General features: G+C 32.2%; 15 protein-coding genes. 6 read left to right on the top strand and 9 right to left on the bottom strand.

What is annotated here, in order from left to right; all coding sequences use genetic code 11:
• Window positions 1-13 precede the first annotated feature (13 nt).
• Window positions 14-1,465 carry a TonB-dependent receptor gene (locus IEV77_RS08375; RefSeq protein ID WP_188463753.1) on the top strand — a complete coding sequence of 484 codons (1,452 nt, stop codon included), beginning with the start codon at window positions 14-16 and terminating at the stop codon, window positions 1,463-1,465.
• Between the two features lie 51 nt (window positions 1,466-1,516).
• On the opposite strand, the gene bcp is transcribed toward IEV77_RS08375, so the two are convergent.
• Complete coding sequence (gene bcp, locus IEV77_RS08370; RefSeq protein ID WP_188463751.1) at window positions 1,517-1,969, bottom strand: thioredoxin-dependent thiol peroxidase; 453 nt, start codon at window positions 1,967-1,969, stop codon at window positions 1,517-1,519.
• Between the two features lie 42 nt (window positions 1,970-2,011).
• Here bcp and IEV77_RS08365 point away from each other — a divergent pair, with 42 nt between their 5' ends.
• Window positions 2,012-2,677, top strand: coding sequence for an endonuclease III domain-containing protein (locus IEV77_RS08365; protein WP_188463749.1), 666 nt, complete (start codon window positions 2,012-2,014; stop codon window positions 2,675-2,677).
• Between the two features lie 482 nt (window positions 2,678-3,159).
• Here IEV77_RS08365 and IEV77_RS08360 read toward each other — a convergent pair whose 3' ends face one another.
• Entirely contained in the window at window positions 3,160-3,744 is a 585-nt protein-coding gene (locus IEV77_RS08360) for an RNA polymerase sigma factor (RefSeq protein ID WP_188463747.1), read from the bottom strand.
• 235 nt (window positions 3,745-3,979) lie between these two features.
• Here IEV77_RS08360 and uvrA point away from each other — a divergent pair, with 235 nt between their 5' ends.
• Window positions 3,980-6,763 (top strand): excinuclease ABC subunit UvrA, encoded by a 2,784-nt coding sequence (uvrA, locus tag IEV77_RS08355; protein ID WP_188463745.1) that lies wholly within the window; start codon window positions 3,980-3,982, stop codon window positions 6,761-6,763.
• Here the strand turns inward: uvrA and IEV77_RS08350 are convergent.
• Together IEV77_RS08350 and def are read right to left on the bottom strand one after the other, a co-directional pair.
• The gene (locus IEV77_RS08350) at window positions 6,760-7,830 is read right to left on the bottom strand and encodes a DUF3667 domain-containing protein (protein WP_188463743.1); all 1,071 of its coding nucleotides are present in this window, start codon (window positions 7,828-7,830) and stop codon (window positions 6,760-6,762) included. The genes uvrA and IEV77_RS08350 overlap by 4 nt on opposite strands.
• Before the next feature lie 61 nt (window positions 7,831-7,891).
• Window positions 7,892-8,539 carry a peptide deformylase gene (gene def / locus IEV77_RS08345; protein ID WP_188463741.1) on the bottom strand — a complete coding sequence of 216 codons (648 nt, stop codon included), beginning with the start codon at window positions 8,537-8,539 and terminating at the stop codon, window positions 7,892-7,894.
• Window positions 8,540-8,823: 284 nt separating this feature from the next.
• On the opposite strand from def, the gene IEV77_RS08340 reads away from it, so the two are divergent.
• A complete protein-coding gene (locus tag IEV77_RS08340; RefSeq protein ID WP_188463739.1) occupies window positions 8,824-9,858 on the top strand; it encodes a hypothetical protein in 1,035 nt (344 codons plus the stop codon).
• 94 nt (window positions 9,859-9,952) lie between these two features.
• On the opposite strand, the gene IEV77_RS08335 is transcribed toward IEV77_RS08340, so the two are convergent.
• The 4 genes from IEV77_RS08335 to IEV77_RS08320 are packed head-to-tail and all read right to left on the bottom strand — an operon-like array spanning window position 9,953 to window position 15,474.
• Window positions 9,953-11,422 (bottom strand): lipopolysaccharide biosynthesis protein, encoded by a 1,470-nt coding sequence (locus tag IEV77_RS08335; protein WP_188463737.1) that lies wholly within the window; start codon window positions 11,420-11,422, stop codon window positions 9,953-9,955.
• Window positions 11,413-12,702: a glycosyltransferase family 4 protein gene (locus IEV77_RS08330; RefSeq protein WP_188463735.1), complete on the bottom strand. Its 1,290-nt coding sequence runs from the start codon at window positions 12,700-12,702 to the stop codon at window positions 11,413-11,415. Before IEV77_RS08330 ends, IEV77_RS08335 begins: the two co-directional genes overlap by 10 nt.
• Before the next feature lie 25 nt (window positions 12,703-12,727).
• Entirely contained in the window at window positions 12,728-15,166 is a 2,439-nt protein-coding gene (locus IEV77_RS08325) for a YfhO family protein (RefSeq protein WP_188463733.1), read from the bottom strand.
• 29 nt (window positions 15,167-15,195) lie between these two features.
• Window positions 15,196-15,474, bottom strand: a complete 279-nt coding sequence (locus tag IEV77_RS08320) for a DUF4834 family protein (protein WP_188463731.1) — start codon at window positions 15,472-15,474, stop codon at window positions 15,196-15,198.
• Window positions 15,475-15,664: 190 nt separating this feature from the next.
• On the opposite strand from IEV77_RS08320, the gene IEV77_RS08315 reads away from it, so the two are divergent.
• Both IEV77_RS08315 and IEV77_RS08310 read left to right on the top strand, forming a co-directional pair.
• On the top strand, window positions 15,665-16,651 hold the full coding sequence (locus tag IEV77_RS08315; RefSeq protein WP_188463729.1) for a transporter: 987 nt from the start codon (window positions 15,665-15,667) through the stop codon (window positions 16,649-16,651).
• Between the two features lie 19 nt (window positions 16,652-16,670).
• A complete protein-coding gene (locus tag IEV77_RS08310; protein WP_188463727.1) occupies window positions 16,671-17,792 on the top strand; it encodes a GTP cyclohydrolase in 1,122 nt (373 codons plus the stop codon).
• A 74-nt stretch (window positions 17,793-17,866) separates the two neighbouring features.
• Here the strand turns inward: IEV77_RS08310 and capB are convergent, their stop codons facing one another.
• Window positions 17,867-19,126 (bottom strand): cysteate-C-fatty acyltransferase, encoded by a 1,260-nt coding sequence (gene capB / locus IEV77_RS08305; protein ID WP_188463725.1) that lies wholly within the window; start codon window positions 19,124-19,126, stop codon window positions 17,867-17,869.
• Window positions 19,127-19,222 lie beyond the last annotated feature (96 nt).

Genomic DNA, 19,222 nt, shown 5'->3' with positions numbered 1-19,222 from the left:
ATCCAAACTAACAATGGAAATTAGCTTAAAAGGCGACAAAGAATTTGACGAAATACCATCGATAAAAACAAAAGCTCTTCGTATAAATTTAAACGAACATATTTATGGAACTTTTGCAGAAATTGGTGCTGGTCAAGAAACAGTAAGACAATTTTTTAGAGCCGGTGGCGCTTCTGGAACTATTGCAAAGGCTATGTCGGCTTATGACAAAGATTTTAGTGATGCCATATATGGCATAGAAGCTGATGGCCGTTATGTTACCGAGGCTCGGTTGCATAAAATGCTGGATCATGAGATAAATCTTATTGAGGAAAGATTAATAAGAGAGAAACATCCAAATAAAATGTTTTTTTCTTTTGCAAATACGGTAACTACCATTGATTTTGCAAAACAATACAAAGGACATGGTTGGGTTGGAATTAGATACCAAATTGAGCCTGATCAAGAATATAGTGAGATTTCTCTTCACCTTCGATTTAAAGAAAATGATGCGCGCCTACAACAAGAAACCTTAGGCATTTTAGGAACCAATTTAATTTATGGGGCTTTTTATAAATATAATGAGCCAAAAAAATTATTGCGTTACTTATACGATCATTTAGATAAAGATCAACTTGAAATAGATACCATTAATTTTTCTGGACCAGCATTTAAAGATGTAGATAACAGATTAATGAGCTTGCAATTGGTTAAAAATGGCATGACAGATGCCGTAATGTTTGCTCCAGATGGCAATAACGTGCTTCCTGCTAGAGTTTTATACAAAAAAAACATATTAGCCTTACGTGGTAGTTTTAGACCAGTAACTAAGGTGAATATGGACATGTTTCATAAATCTTATGACATGTTTATTAAAGAAAACAAAGTGGATATTGAAAAAACACAAGTTGTTTTTGAAATTACACTTTCTAATTTACGAGCAGAAGGAGAAATTGACGAACAGGATTTTATGGATAGAGCTAAACTGCTTTGCTCATTAGGTCAGACAGTTTTAATATCAAACTTTCAAGAATATTATAAATTGGTGGAATACTTCTCTCAATATACTAAGAGCAGAATGGGTCTTGCCATGGGTGTTAACAACCTAGTTGATATTTTCGACGAAAAATATTATCGTCATTTAAGTGGTGGAATTTTAGAAGCATTCGGAAAATTATTCTTTAAAGATTTACGGGTCTATCTGTATCCTATGTTAAATGATGATGGTTCTCTTACAAATAGCGAGAACTTGAAAGTACATCCAAGAATGAAAGAATTGTATAAATTCTTTAAATACAATGGAAAGGTAATAGACATTACCGATTACGACCAAAATAATTTAACCGTTTTCTCTAGAACAGTGTTAAAAATGATAAATGAAGGAGAAGAAGGCTGGGAAGAAATGCTTCCAGAAGGTGTTTCGAAATTAATAAAAGAGAAGAGTTTGTTTGGTTGTGAAACTGAAGAAACTTTTAGAAATGAATAACAAATAGGTATAACCTAAATATAAAAAAAGCGACCAAATGGTCGCTTTTTTTTATTTTAAAATTTGATCTGTATGTTCCTTCGTTTTTACCTTTGAAATTACCTCTTCAATAATACCTTTTTCATCAATTATAAAGGTGGTTCTATGGATACCATCATATTCTTTCCCCATAAACTTTTTTGGTCCCCAAACACCATAAGCCTCAATGACTTTTTTATCCTCATCTGCCAACAAGGGATAAGGGAATTTATATTTGTTTTTAAAATTGGTTTGTCTTTTTTCACTATCTGCACTAACCCCTAAAATCTCATAACCAGCTTTTTGAAATTTAGTATAATTATCACTTAAATTACAAGCTTCTGCAGTACACCCTGGCGTGCTTGCCTTTGGATAAAAGAACAAAACCAGTTTTTTTCCTTTGAAATTACCTAAAGAAATAGAATTCCCGTCTTGATCATTAGCTTTAAAATCTGGTGCTTTATCTCCCGGTTTTAAATTTGTCATAGTATCTTTGTTTTAAATTCAATTTTTGTAAAAATACAACTTATGACCAAGCAAGAAAAGGTAGATTATGTTATAAATACGTTAAACGAATTATATCCAACAATTCCTGTCCCACTAGATCATAAAGACCCATATACCTTACTAATTGCCGTTTTAATGTCTGCTCAAAGCACAGATGTTCGCGTAAACAAAATTACACCGCTACTCTTTGCCAAAGCAGATAATCCGTATGATATGATAAAATTATCTGTGGAAGAAATAAGAGCAATTATTAGACCCGTTGGTTTATCTCCAATGAAAAGTAAAGGCATCTTTGGCCTTTCAAAAATATTAATTGACAAACACGATGGTCAAGTTCCAAGAACTTACGAAGATTTAGAAGAACTGCCAGCTGTTGGACATAAAACGGCAGCAGTAGTATTATCTCAAGCTTTTGGTATTCCTGCTTTTCCAGTGGACACACATATTCATAGATTGATGTATCGCTGGGGATTTACAAATGGAAAAAATGTGGTTCAAACAGAGAAAGATGCGAAACGTTTGTTTCCTGAAGCATTATGGAATGATTTACATCTTCAAATTATTTGGTATGGACGACAATATTCTCCAGCAAGAGGTTGGAATTTAGAAAAGGATATTATTACTAAAACCATTGGAAGAAAAAGTGTTTTAAGAACACACCCTCAATATCTAGAAGACAAAATATAGATTGCATTTTTAGACTATCTAAGTCATTGATTTGTTGTTTATTGAATTTGTAAGTAGTCTCAGGTTACAGTCGCAGTATGCAGCTTGATGTTCAAAATTCTGCGAAATCTGTGGGCAACAATAAATTAAATACTGTCCTGTTTCTTGCAAACCCTTGGAGTCGGCTAAAAGAGGCTTAAAGCCACAAAGAAGCTGAGTCGGGTAACTTGTTTTTTTAGAATTTGATTAAGCTCTAAAAGCAAAAAAGTCCTAACGACTAATTAGGACTTTTCCAAAGTTTAGTTGAGAAGTGCTTCAAACTTCATCTTATTACAATTTATAACACTTAAAGCCTTCGAATAATCAAGAAGAAATTTAATAGTTTCCTCTTTAGGGTTTAAATCAATTTGTTTTTGGGGGTTTTTTTGAGAGTAAAGTTTTGCCATTTAATATGAATTATGGGTTGTTTACTGTCTAAAACGCAACTAATTAACTTATATTGTTTAATTCGTTAAAATTATATTATGCTTATCAATTATCTTTCTCATATTAATTAATGCGTAACGCATTCTACCTAAAGCCGTATTGATGCTGACACCTGTTTTATCGGATATTTCTTTAAAGCTCATATCGTTATACATTCGCATCATTAAAACTTCTTTTTGATCTTCTGGTAACTCCAGAATAATCTTTCTAATATCAGAATCTACTTGTTCTTTTATAAGACTTCGCTCTGCATCCAATGTGCTATCACTCAGGACAGAAAAAATGTTGAAATCTCCCGTATTGCTAAATTTTGGCATACGTGTGTTCTTTCTAAAATGATCTATTACCAAATTGTGAGCAATACGCATAACCCAAGGTAAAAATTTACCTTCTTCGTTATACTTTTGTCTTTTTAAAGTTTTTATAACTTTAATAAATGTGTCTTGAAAAATATCTTCAGCAATGTCCTTGTCATAAACTTTTGAATAGATAAAGCTGTATATACGTTGTTTGTGCCTGACAATTAAAACTTCGAGAGAAGCCTCATGACCTTTTATGTAGTTACTAACTAATATAGCATCTGTGATAAGTTCTTTTTGCATAATCATTACTTAACACATAAAGTTTCCTTTATGTTTGGGGTTAAAAGCTTGTTAAAGTAAAGTTATGCTATAGGCTAGATTAGTGATTTTTAGTTTAATAAGTTTCAAATATAATAACATTCTTTTTAAAATAACAAAAAATGATTCACTTTTTTTATATAAATTTTCATTTATCATCTATTTTTTAGGCTGAAATACTTATGGTATCTTTGCGAAATTATTCCTGATGCCATTTATGATACCAAATATTTCTCAAGTAAATCCGAAAGAAAACATCATTATTAAAGGTGCAAGTTTGCACAATTTAAAACATATAGATGTTGTTATTCCACGAAACAAATTAGTGGTAATTACAGGTTTATCAGGTTCTGGAAAATCCAGTTTAGCTTTTGATACCCTGTATGCCGAAGGACAACGCAGGTATGTAGAAAGTCTATCTAGTTATGCACGACAATTTTTAGGAAGACTTAATAAACCAAAGGTTGACTATATAAAAGGGATTGCTCCTGCCATTGCTATAGAGCAGAAAGTAAATTCTACCAATCCAAGATCGACAGTTGGAACATCAACAGAAATATACGATTATCTAAAATTATTATTCGCCAGAATTGGAAAAACCTATTCTCCAAAATCTGGACTTGAAGTGAAAAAAGATACCGTTTCAGATGTTTTAAATTATATAAAAACTTTTGATGAAGGTGAAAAACTTCTCCTCCTCGCTCCTATTCATTTAGAAGAAGGTCGCACTATGGAAGACAAACTAAAAGTGCTTCAACAACAAGGTTATGCTAGAGTAAAAGTTAAAAATGATGTTTTAAGAATTGAAGATGTCAAAGACGTTCCTAAAAAGGAATCTATTTTTTTAGTAGTCGATAGGATTATTACTAAACATGAAGAAGATTTTTATAACCGTTTGGCAGATGCTATACAAACAAGTTTTTTTGAAGGGAAAGGCGAATGTTCTGTAGAAACTTTAAAAGATAACAATCAACGATTTTTTAGTAATAAATTTGAACTTGATGGCATTGATTTCTTGGAACCTAATGTCCATTTATTCAGTTTTAATAATCCGTATGGAGCTTGTCCTAAATGTGAAGGTTATGGAGATATTATTGGTATAGATGAAGATTTAGTCATTCCAAACACCGCTTTATCTATTTATGAGAATGCCATTTTTGCTTGGCGAGGAGAAAGTATGAGTTGGTATCGCGATCAATTGGTGAACAATTCACATGAATTCGATTTCCCTATTCATAAACCTTATTTTCAATTAAGCGATGCACAAAAACAGCTTGTTTGGGATGGAAATAAATATTTTGAAGGATTAAATGCTTTTTTCTCAGAATTAGAATCCAAAGCATATAAAATCCAGAATCGAGTAATGCTTTCTCGTTATAGAGGAAAAACAAAATGTAAAGCCTGTGGCGGAAAACGCTTAAGACCAGAAGCTGAATATATTAAAATTGATGGAGCCACTATTACAGATTTGGTAGATTTACCTTTAAATAAACTGACTGCTTTCTTTAAGCAATTAGAATTAAACGACTACGATTTAACTATTGCCAAGCGTTTGCTGAAAGAAATAAATAATCGCTTGTTATTTTTAGAAAACGTTGGCTTGAACTATTTAACGCTAAACCGAAAATCAAATACTCTTTCTGGTGGTGAAAGTCAGAGAATAAACCTTGCAACGTCTCTTGGAAGTAGTTTGGTTGGTTCTATGTATATTCTTGATGAACCAAGTATTGGTTTACATCCAAAAGATACCGAAAGATTGATTGGGGTTTTAAAATCGCTTCGTGATTTAGGAAATACGGTTATTGTTGTGGAACATGATGAAGACATCATGAAAGAAGCCGATGAGATTATTGACATTGGTCCAGAAGCTGGAACTCTAGGAGGCGAAGTTGTTGCAACAGGAACATTCAAAGATATTTTGGCTTCAAATTCTTTAACAGCTCAATATTTAAATGGAAAACTAGAAATTAAAGTTCCTAAAAAACGTAGAACATCCAAATACCATGTAGATATTCTTGGAGCAAGAGAAAATAATTTAAAAAATATCGATGTTACCATTCCACTTGGGATGTTAACCGTTATAACAGGAGTTTCAGGAAGTGGCAAAAGTACCTTAGTGAAGAAAATTCTCTTTCCGGCATTACAAAAGAAACTCACCGATTTTGGAGATAAACCTGGTCAATTTTCAGAAATGACAGGGAATTTTAGCAATATCAAACATATTGAGTTTGTAGACCAAAATCCGATTGGGCGCTCTTCTCGTTCAAATCCAGTAACATATATTAAGGCTTATGATGATATTCGTGCTCTATACGCCAATCAGAAATTAAGCAAGATTAGAAACTATCAACCTAAGCATTTTTCTTTTAATGTGGATGGTGGACGTTGCGAAACCTGTAAAGGTGAAGGTGAAGTTACTATTGAAATGCAATTTATGGCAGATGTGCATTTAACTTGTGAAACATGCAATGGAAAACGCTTTAAAAAGGAAGTTTTGGAAGTTACTTTTGAAGATAAGTCTATAGATGATATTTTAAATTTAACTATTGATGATGCCATTGCTTTTTTTGAAAAACATGAGCAAACTAAAATTAAAAACAAATTACAGCCCTTACAAGATGTCGGTTTAGGCTACGTGACTTTAGGACAAAGCTCTTCTACCCTTTCTGGTGGTGAAGCACAACGTATTAAACTAGCTTCCTTTTTAGGAAAAGGGAGCAAAAGTGATAATGCCTTGTTTATTTTCGATGAACCTACTACTGGTTTACATTTTCACGATATTCAAAAGCTTTTAAAATCCTTTCAAGCCTTGATTGAAAAAGGACATTCTATTTTAGTTGTAGAACACAATTTAGAATTGATTAAATGTGCCGATTATGTTATCGATCTAGGTCCTGAAGGTGGAGAATATGGTGGATATCTTGTAGCTTCTGGAACTCCAGAAGACATAGTTGCCAACAAAGAATCCATTACTGGTAAATATTTAAAGGATAAACTCTAATAAAACATAAAGGCAAAGAAACCAACTCCCACGGCAACTATAGATACAATTGGAATAAATAGGAACGTTGTTAAAGAACCTTTAAAAAAACTCTTAAACCAACCTTGTTGATAAAAACGTTTGAGAGCAATTATTAAATAGAAAAATATAGAGAATACAATTAAGGTGTCTATCCAGTCTGGAATATCTGTGATATAATTAATTCCTACCAAAAGACCAAAAACAGTAAATATAAAGGCGAAAAAGTAAAAACTAAAGACCAAATGATGTGCATATCGCCCACTTTTTCTATAAAACAGTTTTAGTAATAATGCAAACAGTGGAAGAACAATAAACATGGCAATGGGAATGGTATCATAAAAAGTTTGTAAAATACTACCTCCCCGTTTAGATTTCAGAAACTTTAGAGCTTGCCCATATAGACGCTTTTTAAAAGCACCATCACCCTCTTTTAAACCCATGGCGTTATAAAGATCCTTATCTGAAGCATTTATTTTTATCAATGAATCTAATTCCGTGCCTTCTAAACCAAAATTGTACTTATCCCTATTGAAATTTTCACCATCAACCAAGGAGTCAATTTGCTCTTTCGTCATTCCTGTATAAATAGCGGTGTTTTTTAGCGCATCACGAGCTTCTTCCCTATCCAAAGAGTCGTTTATTATTTTTAAGACCTGTTTACCTTTAATAGAAAGGGAGTCTTTTTTTTGATGACTTTCAAATGCACTAGCAATTTCTCTGTCTATTTCACTTGCTTGTTCGTTGGCTTTAAATGAAAACAAAAAGAAAAACACGACAACAACAAATAAATACATTTGTGCTGGATGCAAGTACTGCAAACGTTTACCTTCTACAAACTGCTTGGCTATATACCCTGGCATGAATAACAAAGGAAGAAAACTCTTAAAAAAACGCGCATCGAAAGAAAAATAATTTGTAATAGTATTGTAAAATAACACTCCCAGAGTTAACTCGTCTTTGTCTTTTTGACCACAATTTGGACAAAATGAAAAGTCACTGTCAAATGGTTGTTCGCAATTTTTACAAGTGGTTTGATTGGTTGACATCGCTGTTATTTGGTTTCGTTAAATGTATAAAAAAGAATTTATATGAACCCCAAAATAAAATCTACTTAGAATCCTTTATTTCTTTCTCTAAATGATCTAAATATAAAATACCATTTAAATGGTCTATTTCATGCTGAAAGATAACAGAAGTAAATCCTTCAACTGTTTCAGTTTTATGTTCGTTCGCCATCGTGTCGTATTCTATTTCAATAGAATACGATCTGTTATACAAGGTTTCAGATCTATTTGGTATGGATAAACAACCTTCGGTATATGTTTGTTTTTGATCTGAATATTCCGTGATTTTAGGATTTAAATACACTTCAAAAGGAAATTCCTCTTTATCAAACCTCTGAACCCAAATAATATTTTTCAAAACCCCAACTTGAGGCGCTGCAATGCCAACACCTAAAGACATACTATCTCTAACAGTTCTATACAACCTTTTTACAAAATTTTGAAGAACAGGATCGTTTGGATTAGCTATTATGGTTTCACTTTTAGTTCTTAATAATAGGGAATCTGTTTTTGAATTTATTTTATATACACGCATCGGAACGGTGCTATCCGCTTCCATAATACGGCTAATTTCACTTTGCGAAAAAGAGCTGTTTATACTAGAATTTTGATTCATATTCTTAGTTCCCGAACAAGCGTTCATTACAAGAATAAGAATGATGGCTCCAAATAATCTTAATCCAAACTTCATTTATTTAAATTTTAAAATGCTTTTTTTATATTTTTCAAAAAGAAGAAGTTCTCGTAACCAAAGTTCCTCTAATATACCTTTTTACCTTCTATTTAATGGGATGTTTTTTGAAAGTGGACTAATTTAAACAATATTTTTTAAGTAACATAAATGTAATTAAGAAGAATTACTCACAACATATAGTGCTGAAATTTAATTAGTTAAAAAACAAATACAGGTAGAATTTATGTTTGGCATGTTGTTTGTTTTATTCTTAACACGTTTCATTTTAAAACTAAACACTTATGAAGAAAATTATGTTTTTAATAACAGGTTTAATCCTTGGAGGATTTTCTGTTAGCGCAACAACTACCAACAAGCCAAACCAGATTGATAATTCAACAACATATAAAGGTTATGGTAATTCTTTCATATTTGTTGAAAATAACATTGAGTTTTCAGTTTTCCCTGATGGGCAATTCGATTTTTATATGCCTTCTTACGCATCCAATGTAAATGTATATTCACCTGGAATTAGTATCAGTTTTAATTCTGGATACAATTATAACCCGTTTTTACAATACGACGAATATGGAGCTATTATCCAAGTGGAACATGTACCAGTTTACTACGATTTTTATGGTCGTGTTACCCAAATTGGAAATGTGTTTATTAACTACAATGCTTATGGCAATGTATCTCGAATTGGAGGTCTATACATTCATTATAACAACTATAGAAACTATTCTTATTACACCGGATATATAAATGCCTATAATCCGTATTATGTTTATAGACCTTGGCATGCCTATTACAGCATTCCTGCATATAACCAATGTGTAGTTTATAATAGACCTTACAGACAGAATTACAACCCAGTAAGATACACTTACAGTAAGCCATATACTAATAATTATAGACGTACAACTTCAGTTGCTTCTAGAAATGGAAATTCTATTTCTCGACAAAGTAATTTAGCAACAAGATCAACTAGTGTGAGTAATGCACCTAGAAGAGATGTTGCTACTTCAAACCTAAGAAGTACAACTAATACAATACAGCCAAGAGAGAGTTCTCAGGAATTTTTACCTAGAACAAATAATCAGATTGTTGCAAGTCCTAGAAATACAACAAGCACCATAAAACCTAGCACTGCTTCTCAAATGAGTACTTCTAGAGCTAATACTCAAGTAACATCACAACCTAAAACACCATCGAAATCAGAAAGAGTGGAGAAAAATAATTCATCAGAAAGAAAACCAAATACAACAAATAATCGTACATATAGTAATGAAAACAGTAATGAACAAGTTGTTTCTAATACAAGAAGCAGAAGTTAATTAGTTTTTGGTTGGTTAGTACGGAAAGTCCTGCAAGAAGTTTGCCTCAAAGCAACGTTGTGGGATTTTCTGCATTTAAGAAGTAAGGTTTATTTTAAGAAGCCTTTGGGGTCCTTCTGAAAATTTTATTTAGCAATAAAGATATATCTTCAGATAAATGAAAAGCATAAACAACGTAACCATAGGTAATAGAAATTAACAGACTTTTTAATAGAATGTTTAAAACGGGATGAAATGAAAAATCCCAGAAATAAAACACCCCTAAACTTGTCAATAATAATAAAGTAACCTTAACGGTATTAACCGAAAATGGTAACATGTGGAATTTATAATACACAAAGACTATTTTGAAAACATTATATAATAGAATGGCGATAAAGGTTGCGAAAGCGGCACCATTAATTCCAAATAGAGGAATAAACACCATGTTTAAAACTACGGTCATAACAGCTAAAGAAACACCTAAAACTAAGACCATTCTATAATAATCACTATTAAAAAGAATGGCATTATTATTTCCTAACAAACTATCTAACAAGCGAGTTAATCCAATGATGAAAACCACAATTAAACCATCAACATAATTTTCATTTATTAGTTTGTACAACTCGTTGATATTTAAAATAATCATCAAGAAAATAAAACCACTGATTATAAATAAGGTTAAAGAACTTTTCTGATACAATATTTTCAGTCCAACTTTATTCTTTTCATTTAAAAGCTTTGCCGTTAATGGATTTACAATTTGATGCATCGATCGATAAGGCACACTAATAACAGTGGCTATATATATGGCTACACTATAATATGCTACATTTTCTATGGCCACATAACGATTAATCATAAATGTATCTATTTCTAGAATAACGTTAGCTACAGATCCAGCAATAATAATTAATGTCGTGTATTTTAAGATACTTACGAGGTTTGGAATCCTTTCAAATTTTAATTTTGGCCAACGCAGGCTGAAAGCATATAGCTTCATTATTAGCATTCTTAAAATATAGGCACCAACCACACTATAAATAAACTGATTTACAGTTAGGTAACCAGCTTGCAACATGAGTAATAAGACCGTTGTGCATAACCTATGAAAGACCTCTTTCATAAAATTACCAAACACCGTTTGCATTTGTACTTTAGACCAAGCGTAAAACACTTCGAAATAAGCAAAGGTTATTGCGGCAACATATATTAACCACACGTAATCAACTACAATGATATTATCTGCAGCTAACCACGTACTGATGAATGAAAATGCTAAATTCCCTATCAATCCCAAAGGAATAATAATCAATAAGGGTAAAAATAACATTAAAGTTAAAAAGCTATTTTGAGATTGTTTTGTTTTAAAAGAAGAGTAAAATTTTATAATGGTATTATGAACTCCAAAGGCCATTATTGGCATCATAATATTAGCTGTAGAAAGCAAATAACTTACTAATCCGAAATATTCGTCGCTTAAAAAAGAGGTGTATAAAAACAGCACATTAATAGCACCTATTCCAAAACCCAAATAGGTTATAACCGTATTTTTTATGGACTGATTTACAACTACTCCCATAAAATCAGTTTCGATAAGGATTCAGTTAAGGCTTTTCTACTATATTTTTGTAATCCAATAGCATGAGATTTTAAACTACCTTCCTGATATGCTTTATAAAAATTTAAAAGGGTATTTTTAATTTCGTCGTGGTCTTGATACTTAAAATAAGAACCAGAATTAGTTTCTTTAATTAAAGATTCAACATCTGAATCGTCTGGACCAATGGCTAAAATAGGCCTGTTGGATACCATATATTCAAACAGTTTTCCCGGGATTATACATTTTGTTTCTTCGGAATCTATTTCTATCAGTAATAATACTTGTGATTTTTTTTGAAATGCAATAGCCTTATTATGTGTTACATAACTATGATTAGTTACATAAAGACTTAAACCATTAATTTCTATAGACATTAAAACTTCTTCGCTTACAGACCCCACAAAATGAAGTTCAAAATCTCTTGCAAAATCTGAGTACTCAGCTACAAGTTCTTTTAAAACCTGCCAAAGTACTTCTGGGTTCCGTTTTGATAATAAGGACCCAATATGTGCTAAAGTAAATTTTTTATCTAAAGGTAAATTGGCTACATTATTTCTATCGTATCCATTGGTAATTACGGAAATGGGCTTATCAGTTAATTTGGAAAATTCTTTTTTAGTAACATGACTAGTAACTATAATTTCATCAGCTGTCTGAAGTACTTGTTTCTCTAATGCTTTATGCTTTTGTTTTGCAAAATCTGTTAATTTTAGTTGTTTGTGATAACCAATAGTCGTCCAAGGATCCCTAAAATCTGCAAACCACTTTACCCCTGCTCTTTTTTGCAATTCCAAGCCAATTAAATGCAAACTATGGGGTGGCCCAGTGGTTATAACTGTTTTAATATTATAGTCATCGATATACGTGTCTAAATATTGAACAGAAGGTCTTACCCAGTTTTTTCTAGCATCAGGAATAAAAAAATTGCCACGTACAAAAAGTAATAATTTATCAATAATACTTTGTTCCTTCTCCTTCGGAATAATTCCTTTACTAATAGCATTGGACTTATTATTAGATAAAAACCCAGCAAACTTATAGGGTTCTTTTATAGCTTGCTTTAAAACTGTAATATCTTCAGAAACTTCTTGAAGAAGAGTTTCATCTATAATTGGATAACTCGGGTTAGATGGCACATAAACTATAGGTTCAATACCAAATTCAGGTAAGTATTTCACAAATTTCAACCAACGCTGTACCCCAGGACCTCCTGCTGGTGGCCAATAGTAAGTGATTATAAGAACCTTGGTTTTTGTCATTTTACAAGAACATTGTCATGAAAAATTATTTAATAGTATCTTTTTTCTTAAAATTATAAAATAAACCTCCTAAAAATAATAGAACGAATACAATGGAACTTGCTAAAGCAATGCGACTTCCAGTTTTTACAACTTGTGGTTCAAATTTAAACTCTATGACGTGATTCCCTGCTGGTACATTCATTCCTCTTAACAAATAATCAACTCGTGAATACGGCGTTAGTGCTCCATCTAAATAGGCATTCCACCCATCTTTATAATATATCTCTGAAAACACTGCAAAACCTTCAACCCCACTCGACGATTGGTATTTTATGTAATTAGGCTTATATTCTTCAACCGAAATTGAAGCAGTGGTATCAATCATGATATCTTCCTTTAAAAAAGACCCATAATCGGAATCTGCCATCATAACAGCAACTCTTCTAGTATCCAAACTATCAAGCGCCATCATTTCTTCGTTTGCTGAATTTACCAGCATGATATTCTCCACAAACCATGCATTTCCATTTGCATCTGGATTTGTAAAAGGAAATGGTTTTCCTTCTTCATCTTCAGCAATGATATATTTGGTATTCAACATGTTTAACACGTTGATGTTATTTTTGGAAATGTAGAAATCGTATAACTCATCATAGCGTTTCAATTTCGCCGCATGATAACCTGTTAAGGAATTATAAAAATAAGAGGCTTTTGCAGGAGCTCTAGAAACCAAATCGAATACCCTAAAATGTTCAGGATCATTCATTATGGCTATATCTAATTCTGTAGCCTGATATGGTTTATTCATTTTAATGGATGACACAAAATTGTCGTTGTTTACATAGCGTCTATCCACACCAACCAAATCGATTAAAATTAAAACAGCAAAAGCCATAATAACCTTCGTTTCTGAAAGTTTCTTTTTCAAAAACAAATAAATAGCTCCAGCAGATAGTAGTACCAATACTAGGGTTCTAAACGTGTCTTCAGTAAAGAAGGTCTTTCTATCGGCAATTAAGGCATCCATAAATTGGGGTCCATAATTCTGACGATAATAGCCATCACTTCCACCTACAAAATTGAAAAGAGACGATTTAAATAATAAGAAAACAACTGCTAATCCAGCAGTAATCATCACAGTAAATTTTAAAGCTTTTAGCTTTTCTTCATCTTTATTAAAATCATTAAACAACCTAACAAGTCCGAAAATAGCTAAAACCGGAATACATAATTCCAGAATGACTTGAGTAGAGCTTACTGCTCTAAACTTGTTATAAAATGGGACATAATCTATAAAGAAATCCGTTATAAACTTAAAAGGCTGACTGTCTCCATAAGATAAAATTAGAGACAATATACTTCCACCAACAAGCCACCATTTCAAGCGCCCCTTCACTAAAAACAATCCAAAAACAAACAAGAAAATCACCACAGCTCCTATATAAGCTGGAGCTTCCACAATGGTTTGCTCTCCCCAATAAGTAGGCGTTTGTTTGGTGTATTCTATAGCTTCTAATGGAGGAACACCTTGTTTTAAAAAGAATTGATATGATTCAGATTCTTTTCCAACGTCCTCATGACTTCCTCCTCCTAAGAACCTAGGAATGTATAGATTAAACGTTTCAAGAATTCCATAACTGTATTCCGTAATATACTCTCTATCAAGACCCGTAGTCATCTCTTTTGGAGAGCCATCCGGGTTGATGGTTAATTCGCTTTGTCCACGCGTACTTTCCTTAGCGTATTCTTGAGTAGCTAGAAATCCAGTAGCATTTAGTCCAACAGCTAAAACAACGGCTAGAACTAAAATTCCTACGGCTTTAAAGAAATGTGGAAATTCTTGTTTTTTGTATGCGTCTACTAAATATACTATCCCTAAAATAATGACTAAAAACATTAAATAGTAAGTCATTTGTGGATGATTGGCGACTAATTCTAAGGCTAGAGCTAATGCCGTGAGTAAAAATCCAAAAATATAACGTTTTCTAAAAGTCAAGAGAATTCCACTTAAAACTAAGGGCATATAAGCAATAGCGTGTGCCTTACTATTGTGTCCAACCCCTAGAATAATGATAAGATAGGTAGAGAACCCAAAGGCTAATGCTCCTAGGGCCGCGAGTTTATAATCTACTTTTAAAACTAATAATAAGATGTAAAAACCTAAGAAATATAAAAATAGGTAATCTGCTGGTCTAGGTAAAAAACGAAGTGTTAAATCTAGTTTTTTAATAAAGTTATTTGGATAATGTGCACCAAGTTGATAGGTTGGCATGCCTCCAAAGGCACTATTTGTCCAATAAGTTTCTTCTCCAGTGGCCGCTTTAAAATCTTTTTGCTGCTTAGACATGCCAATATAATGAACAATGTCGCTTTGATAAATAGATTTCCCTTGAAGTACAGGATTAAAATAAGCTAGAGAAACAATTACAAATCCTAATAAAACTAGGAGATGAGGAAGAAATTTTTTAATTGAAAATGGCATGGAAATAGATTATACAATGAAAGCGAAAATTAATCAATTTCTTCGTAATCTACATATTCTCCAACCTTTTTATTTGAAGATGTTCTTTCAGGAGCTTTATCTATGGTTACTTCTCCTTCTGTAGTCTGTTCCTTTTTTGGTTGCTGATTTTGCCCAAATTGACCACCAAAACGCTCTTCAGCTTTTTTAGCAACATATTTTAATAATAAAGGTGCAAAAATTCTTGAAAGAATTTTAAAACCATAATAAATTAATAGAATAATTAAAATGACTCTTAAAACGCCTGTTATAGATGCATGTTCTAGCATAAATATAATTTTAAACAAAAATACAAATCTCCTTTTTTAAAATCTGAAATAATTACTTAAAAAAAATATAAAATCTTTATATTTGATTCAAACTAAACTGTAACATTTTAGTATTGTTTATTTTACCTACAACAATCTAAAATGCAGTTGGTTATAACTTTTAAGCTCCAAACAAACAAATTTTTTACATATGACGTCATTGAAAACTTATGTATTACTCATTGCTTTAGCCTTTACTTTTAATGGATATTCACAATATACCGAAGTTATTAACTCCAATAGACCTGGTGTTTCGCAAAGTGCTTTCTCGGTTGGAACAAACGTTGTTCAATTTGAGGGAGGTCCATATTTTCTAACTGAAAAACACTCGCTTCTTTATAAAGAAGATAAAAGTATTGGTGCCGATTTTGCAGTAAGATACGGCTTGCTATGGCCACAATTAGAAATAAATCTGGAAGGTACCTTCCAATCTACCAATAGAACCTACACAAATACGATTTCAAATGAGGACAGTTTTAGCAATTTTAAAACCTTAACACTTGGTGCGAAATATTTGGTTTACGACCCTTTTAAAAATTCTGAAGATGATAAGCCAAATTTATATAGTTGGAAAGCCAACCATAAATTCCAATGGAAATTTCTTATTCCAGCTGTAGCAGTTTATGTAGGTGCAAATTACGATCCTGCGGATAATCCATTTACTGCGGCAGGTGTAGAAGGAATAAGTCCGAAGGTTTTAATTTCAACCCAAAACAACTTTTCTGGAGGCTGGGTATTTGTAATGAACTTTATTAAAGACCGCATTGGAACAGATCAATCTGATTTTTCTTTTATATTAACACTTACAAAATCTATTACAGCCCAATGGGCCATTTTTGCTGAATCAGAAAACATAAGTAGCGATTTTTACGCCGATAACTTAATCCGATTTGGAGGTGCTTATTTATGGAATAAAAATTTCCAATTAGACACAGCCTTTACCTTCAACACCAAGGATACCCCTTCTGTTTTCGGAGTTAGTTTAGGTGCATCTTACCGACTTGATTTCCATAAGGATAAAGAAGTTAAGGATGGAACTTCTGCTGAAGAGGAAACTGAAAGAAGAGAAAACAAAGCACGTGGAGATAAAAAGAATAAAAATAAAAAAGAAGCAGTTGATTTCGATTCTGATATTTAAAATAGTAGTTTTTTAACCTATGATTACATTAAAAGAAGTAACTAATAAGAAGGAGTTAAAGGCATTTGTCACTTTCCCTTTTCAACTTTATAAAGATTCGAAATATTGGGTACCACCAATTATTTCTGATGAAATGGCAACGCTTAGCAAAGATAAAAATCCAGCTTTTTTACATGCAGAAGCTAATTTTTACTTGGCTTATAAAAATAATGTCATTGTAGGACGAATTGCTGCTATTGTCAATCATACTGAAATTAACGTACAGAAAGTTAAAAAAATGCGTTTTGGTTGGTTCGACACTATAGACGATATGGCCGTTTCAAAAGCCTTGTTGGATAAAGTTGTGGAAATAGGAAAATCTCATAATCTTGAATTTGTTGAAGGTCCTGTTGGATTTTCAAATCTTGATAAAAACGGTGCTTTAACTTATGGTTTTGATCATATTGGTACAATGGCTACTTGGTATAATCATCCTTATTATATTACGCATTTTGAAACCTTAGGCTTTTTACCAGAAAAAGAATATATAGAAAGTAAATTTGCATTCAATACCATTCCGCTTGAACGTTTTAAAAGGGTAAACGAAATTATCTCTAAACGCTTTAAATTAAAACCAAGTAAATTTACTAAAACAAAAGAGGTCATTCCACATATTGATGGTATGTTTGATTTATTCAATCAAACTTATTCTAAATTATCAACCTTTGTTCCAGTTTCTGATGCACAAAGAGATTATTTTAAAAAGAAATTCATCAATTTCATTAATCCGGAATATATCAAGTTTGTATTTGATGAAAATGATAACATGGTAGCATTTGCAATTGTTTTACCTTCGTTTTCGGATGCATTGCAGGAAGTTAAAGGGAAATTGCTTCCTTTTGGTTTTTTAAAATTACTCAAGGCAAAAAAGAATAGCAAAACGGTTTTGTTCTATTTAATTGGTGTGGAACCACATTATCAAAATAAAGGTGTAACCGCTATTATTTTTAATGAGTTTTATGAAACTTTTAAAAAGCAAAAGATTGAAACTTGCATCCGACTTCCTGAATTATCAGATAATTTAGCATCACAACAAATTTGGAAAGATTTTGATTGTGAAATTATTAAGCGACGTAAAACCTTTAGAAAAGGATTGTTATAGATCTTTGTTCTTATATAATAAAAAACCCGATAGCTTAACTATCGGGTTTTTTAATATATACATTATTGGCCTTTTTAATTTTCCATGGCAGCAGCTACTGATGCTGACAATCTTTTATAAGTACCATTTTCAAGTCTTTCTCTAATAGCGTCGAAAGCATCTAACGTTTCGTTTACATCTTCTAAAGTATGTGTAGCAGTAGGAATTAAACGTAATAAAATTAATCCTTTTGGAATTACTGGATACACAACAATAGAACAGAATATACCATAATTTTCTCTTAAATCTCTCACTAAAGCCATAGCTTCAGGAATACTTCCTTTTAAGTAAACTGGAGTCACACAACTTTGAGTTGTACCAATATCGAAACCACGTTTTCTTAATCCTGATTGAAGTGCGTTGGTGTTTTCCCAAAGTTTATTTTTTAACTCTGGCATGTTTTTAAGCATATCTAAACGCTTTAAAGCTCCAACAACCAATTGCATTTGCAAAGATTTTGCAAACATTTGAGAACGCAAGTTGTATTTCAAATAATCAATAATCTCTTTATCAGCAGCAATAAAAGCTCCTGTACTAGCTAATGCTTTTGCAAAGGTTGCAAAATAAACATCTATGCCATCTTGTACGCCTTGCTCTTCTCCTGTTCCAGCTCCAGTTTTACCTTGAGTTCCAAAACCATGAGCATCATCTACGAAAAAGCGGAAATTAAATTTTTCTTTAAGAGCAACAATTTCTTTCAATCGACCTTGTTCACCTCTCATACCAAACACACCTTCAGAAATCACTAAAATCCCTCCACCAGTTTGTTCAGCCATTTTAGTAGCTCTTTCAAGATTTTTTTCTAAACTTTCAATATCGTTATGCTTGTAGGTAAAACGTTTTCCCATATGTAAACGCACACCATCTATAATACATGCGTGGGCATCTACATCATAAACAATAATATCATCTTTAGCGACTAAGGCATCTATGGTCGAAACCATCCCTTGATAACCAAAATTCAATAAATAAGCGGCTTCTTTGTCTACGAAGTCAGCTAATTCAGTTTGAAGTTTCTCATGCATATCTGTATGACCAGACATCATACGTGCTCCCATTGGATAAGCAGAACCATAATCTGCTCCAGCTTGAGCATCTACTTTTCTAACTTCTGGGTGATTTGCTAAACCTAAATAATCATTTATACTCCAAGTAATGACTTCCTTCCCTTGGAATTTCATTCTGTTAGATATTTCGCCTTCCAATTTTGGGAATACAAAGTAGCCTTCAGCTTGTGAAGCCCACTTTCCCAGTGGTCCTTTATCTCTATAAATTTTGTCGAATAAGTCTTTCATATAAGCTATTAATCATGATTTAATAGTGCAAAATTAGATATTTAAATGTTTAATACATAATCTTTTTTCACTCTATTATTAACAAAAACATGTTAC

The organism is Xanthomarina arctica (genome assembly GCF_014638915.1).
GTDB lineage: Bacteria > Bacteroidota > Bacteroidia > Flavobacteriales > Flavobacteriaceae > Xanthomarina > Xanthomarina arctica.
Note: the sequence above shows the minus strand (reverse complement) of the source record. Positions and strands in the feature narration are given on the sequence as shown.

What these genes read in the sequence shown, in the direction of transcription:
- IEV77_RS08375 (WP_188463753.1), top strand. Translation starts at nt 14, where the DNA reads ATGGAAATTAGCTTAAAAGGCGACAAAGAATTTGACGAAATACCATCG.
- bcp (WP_188463751.1), bottom strand. Translation starts at nt 1,969, where the DNA reads ATGACAAATTTAAAACCGGGAGATAAAGCACCAGATTTTAAAGCTAAT.
- IEV77_RS08365 (WP_188463749.1), top strand. Translation starts at nt 2,012, where the DNA reads ATGACCAAGCAAGAAAAGGTAGATTATGTTATAAATACGTTAAACGAA.
- IEV77_RS08360 (WP_188463747.1), bottom strand. Translation starts at nt 3,744, where the DNA reads ATGCAAAAAGAACTTATCACAGATGCTATATTAGTTAGTAACTACATA.
- uvrA (WP_188463745.1), top strand. Translation starts at nt 3,980, where the DNA reads ATGATACCAAATATTTCTCAAGTAAATCCGAAAGAAAACATCATTATT.
- IEV77_RS08350 (WP_188463743.1), bottom strand. Translation starts at nt 7,830, where the DNA reads ATGTCAACCAATCAAACCACTTGTAAAAATTGCGAACAACCATTTGAC.
- def (WP_188463741.1), bottom strand. Translation starts at nt 8,539, where the DNA reads ATGAAGTTTGGATTAAGATTATTTGGAGCCATCATTCTTATTCTTGTA.
- IEV77_RS08340 (WP_188463739.1), top strand. Translation starts at nt 8,824, where the DNA reads ATGAAGAAAATTATGTTTTTAATAACAGGTTTAATCCTTGGAGGATTT.
- IEV77_RS08335 (WP_188463737.1), bottom strand. Translation starts at nt 11,422, where the DNA reads ATGGGAGTAGTTGTAAATCAGTCCATAAAAAATACGGTTATAACCTAT.
- IEV77_RS08330 (WP_188463735.1), bottom strand. Translation starts at nt 12,702, where the DNA reads ATGACAAAAACCAAGGTTCTTATAATCACTTACTATTGGCCACCAGCA.
- IEV77_RS08325 (WP_188463733.1), bottom strand. Translation starts at nt 15,166, where the DNA reads ATGCCATTTTCAATTAAAAAATTTCTTCCTCATCTCCTAGTTTTATTA.
- IEV77_RS08320 (WP_188463731.1), bottom strand. Translation starts at nt 15,474, where the DNA reads ATGCTAGAACATGCATCTATAACAGGCGTTTTAAGAGTCATTTTAATT.
- IEV77_RS08315 (WP_188463729.1), top strand. Translation starts at nt 15,665, where the DNA reads ATGACGTCATTGAAAACTTATGTATTACTCATTGCTTTAGCCTTTACT.
- IEV77_RS08310 (WP_188463727.1), top strand. Translation starts at nt 16,671, where the DNA reads ATGATTACATTAAAAGAAGTAACTAATAAGAAGGAGTTAAAGGCATTT.
- capB (WP_188463725.1), bottom strand. Translation starts at nt 19,126, where the DNA reads ATGAAAGACTTATTCGACAAAATTTATAGAGATAAAGGACCACTGGGA.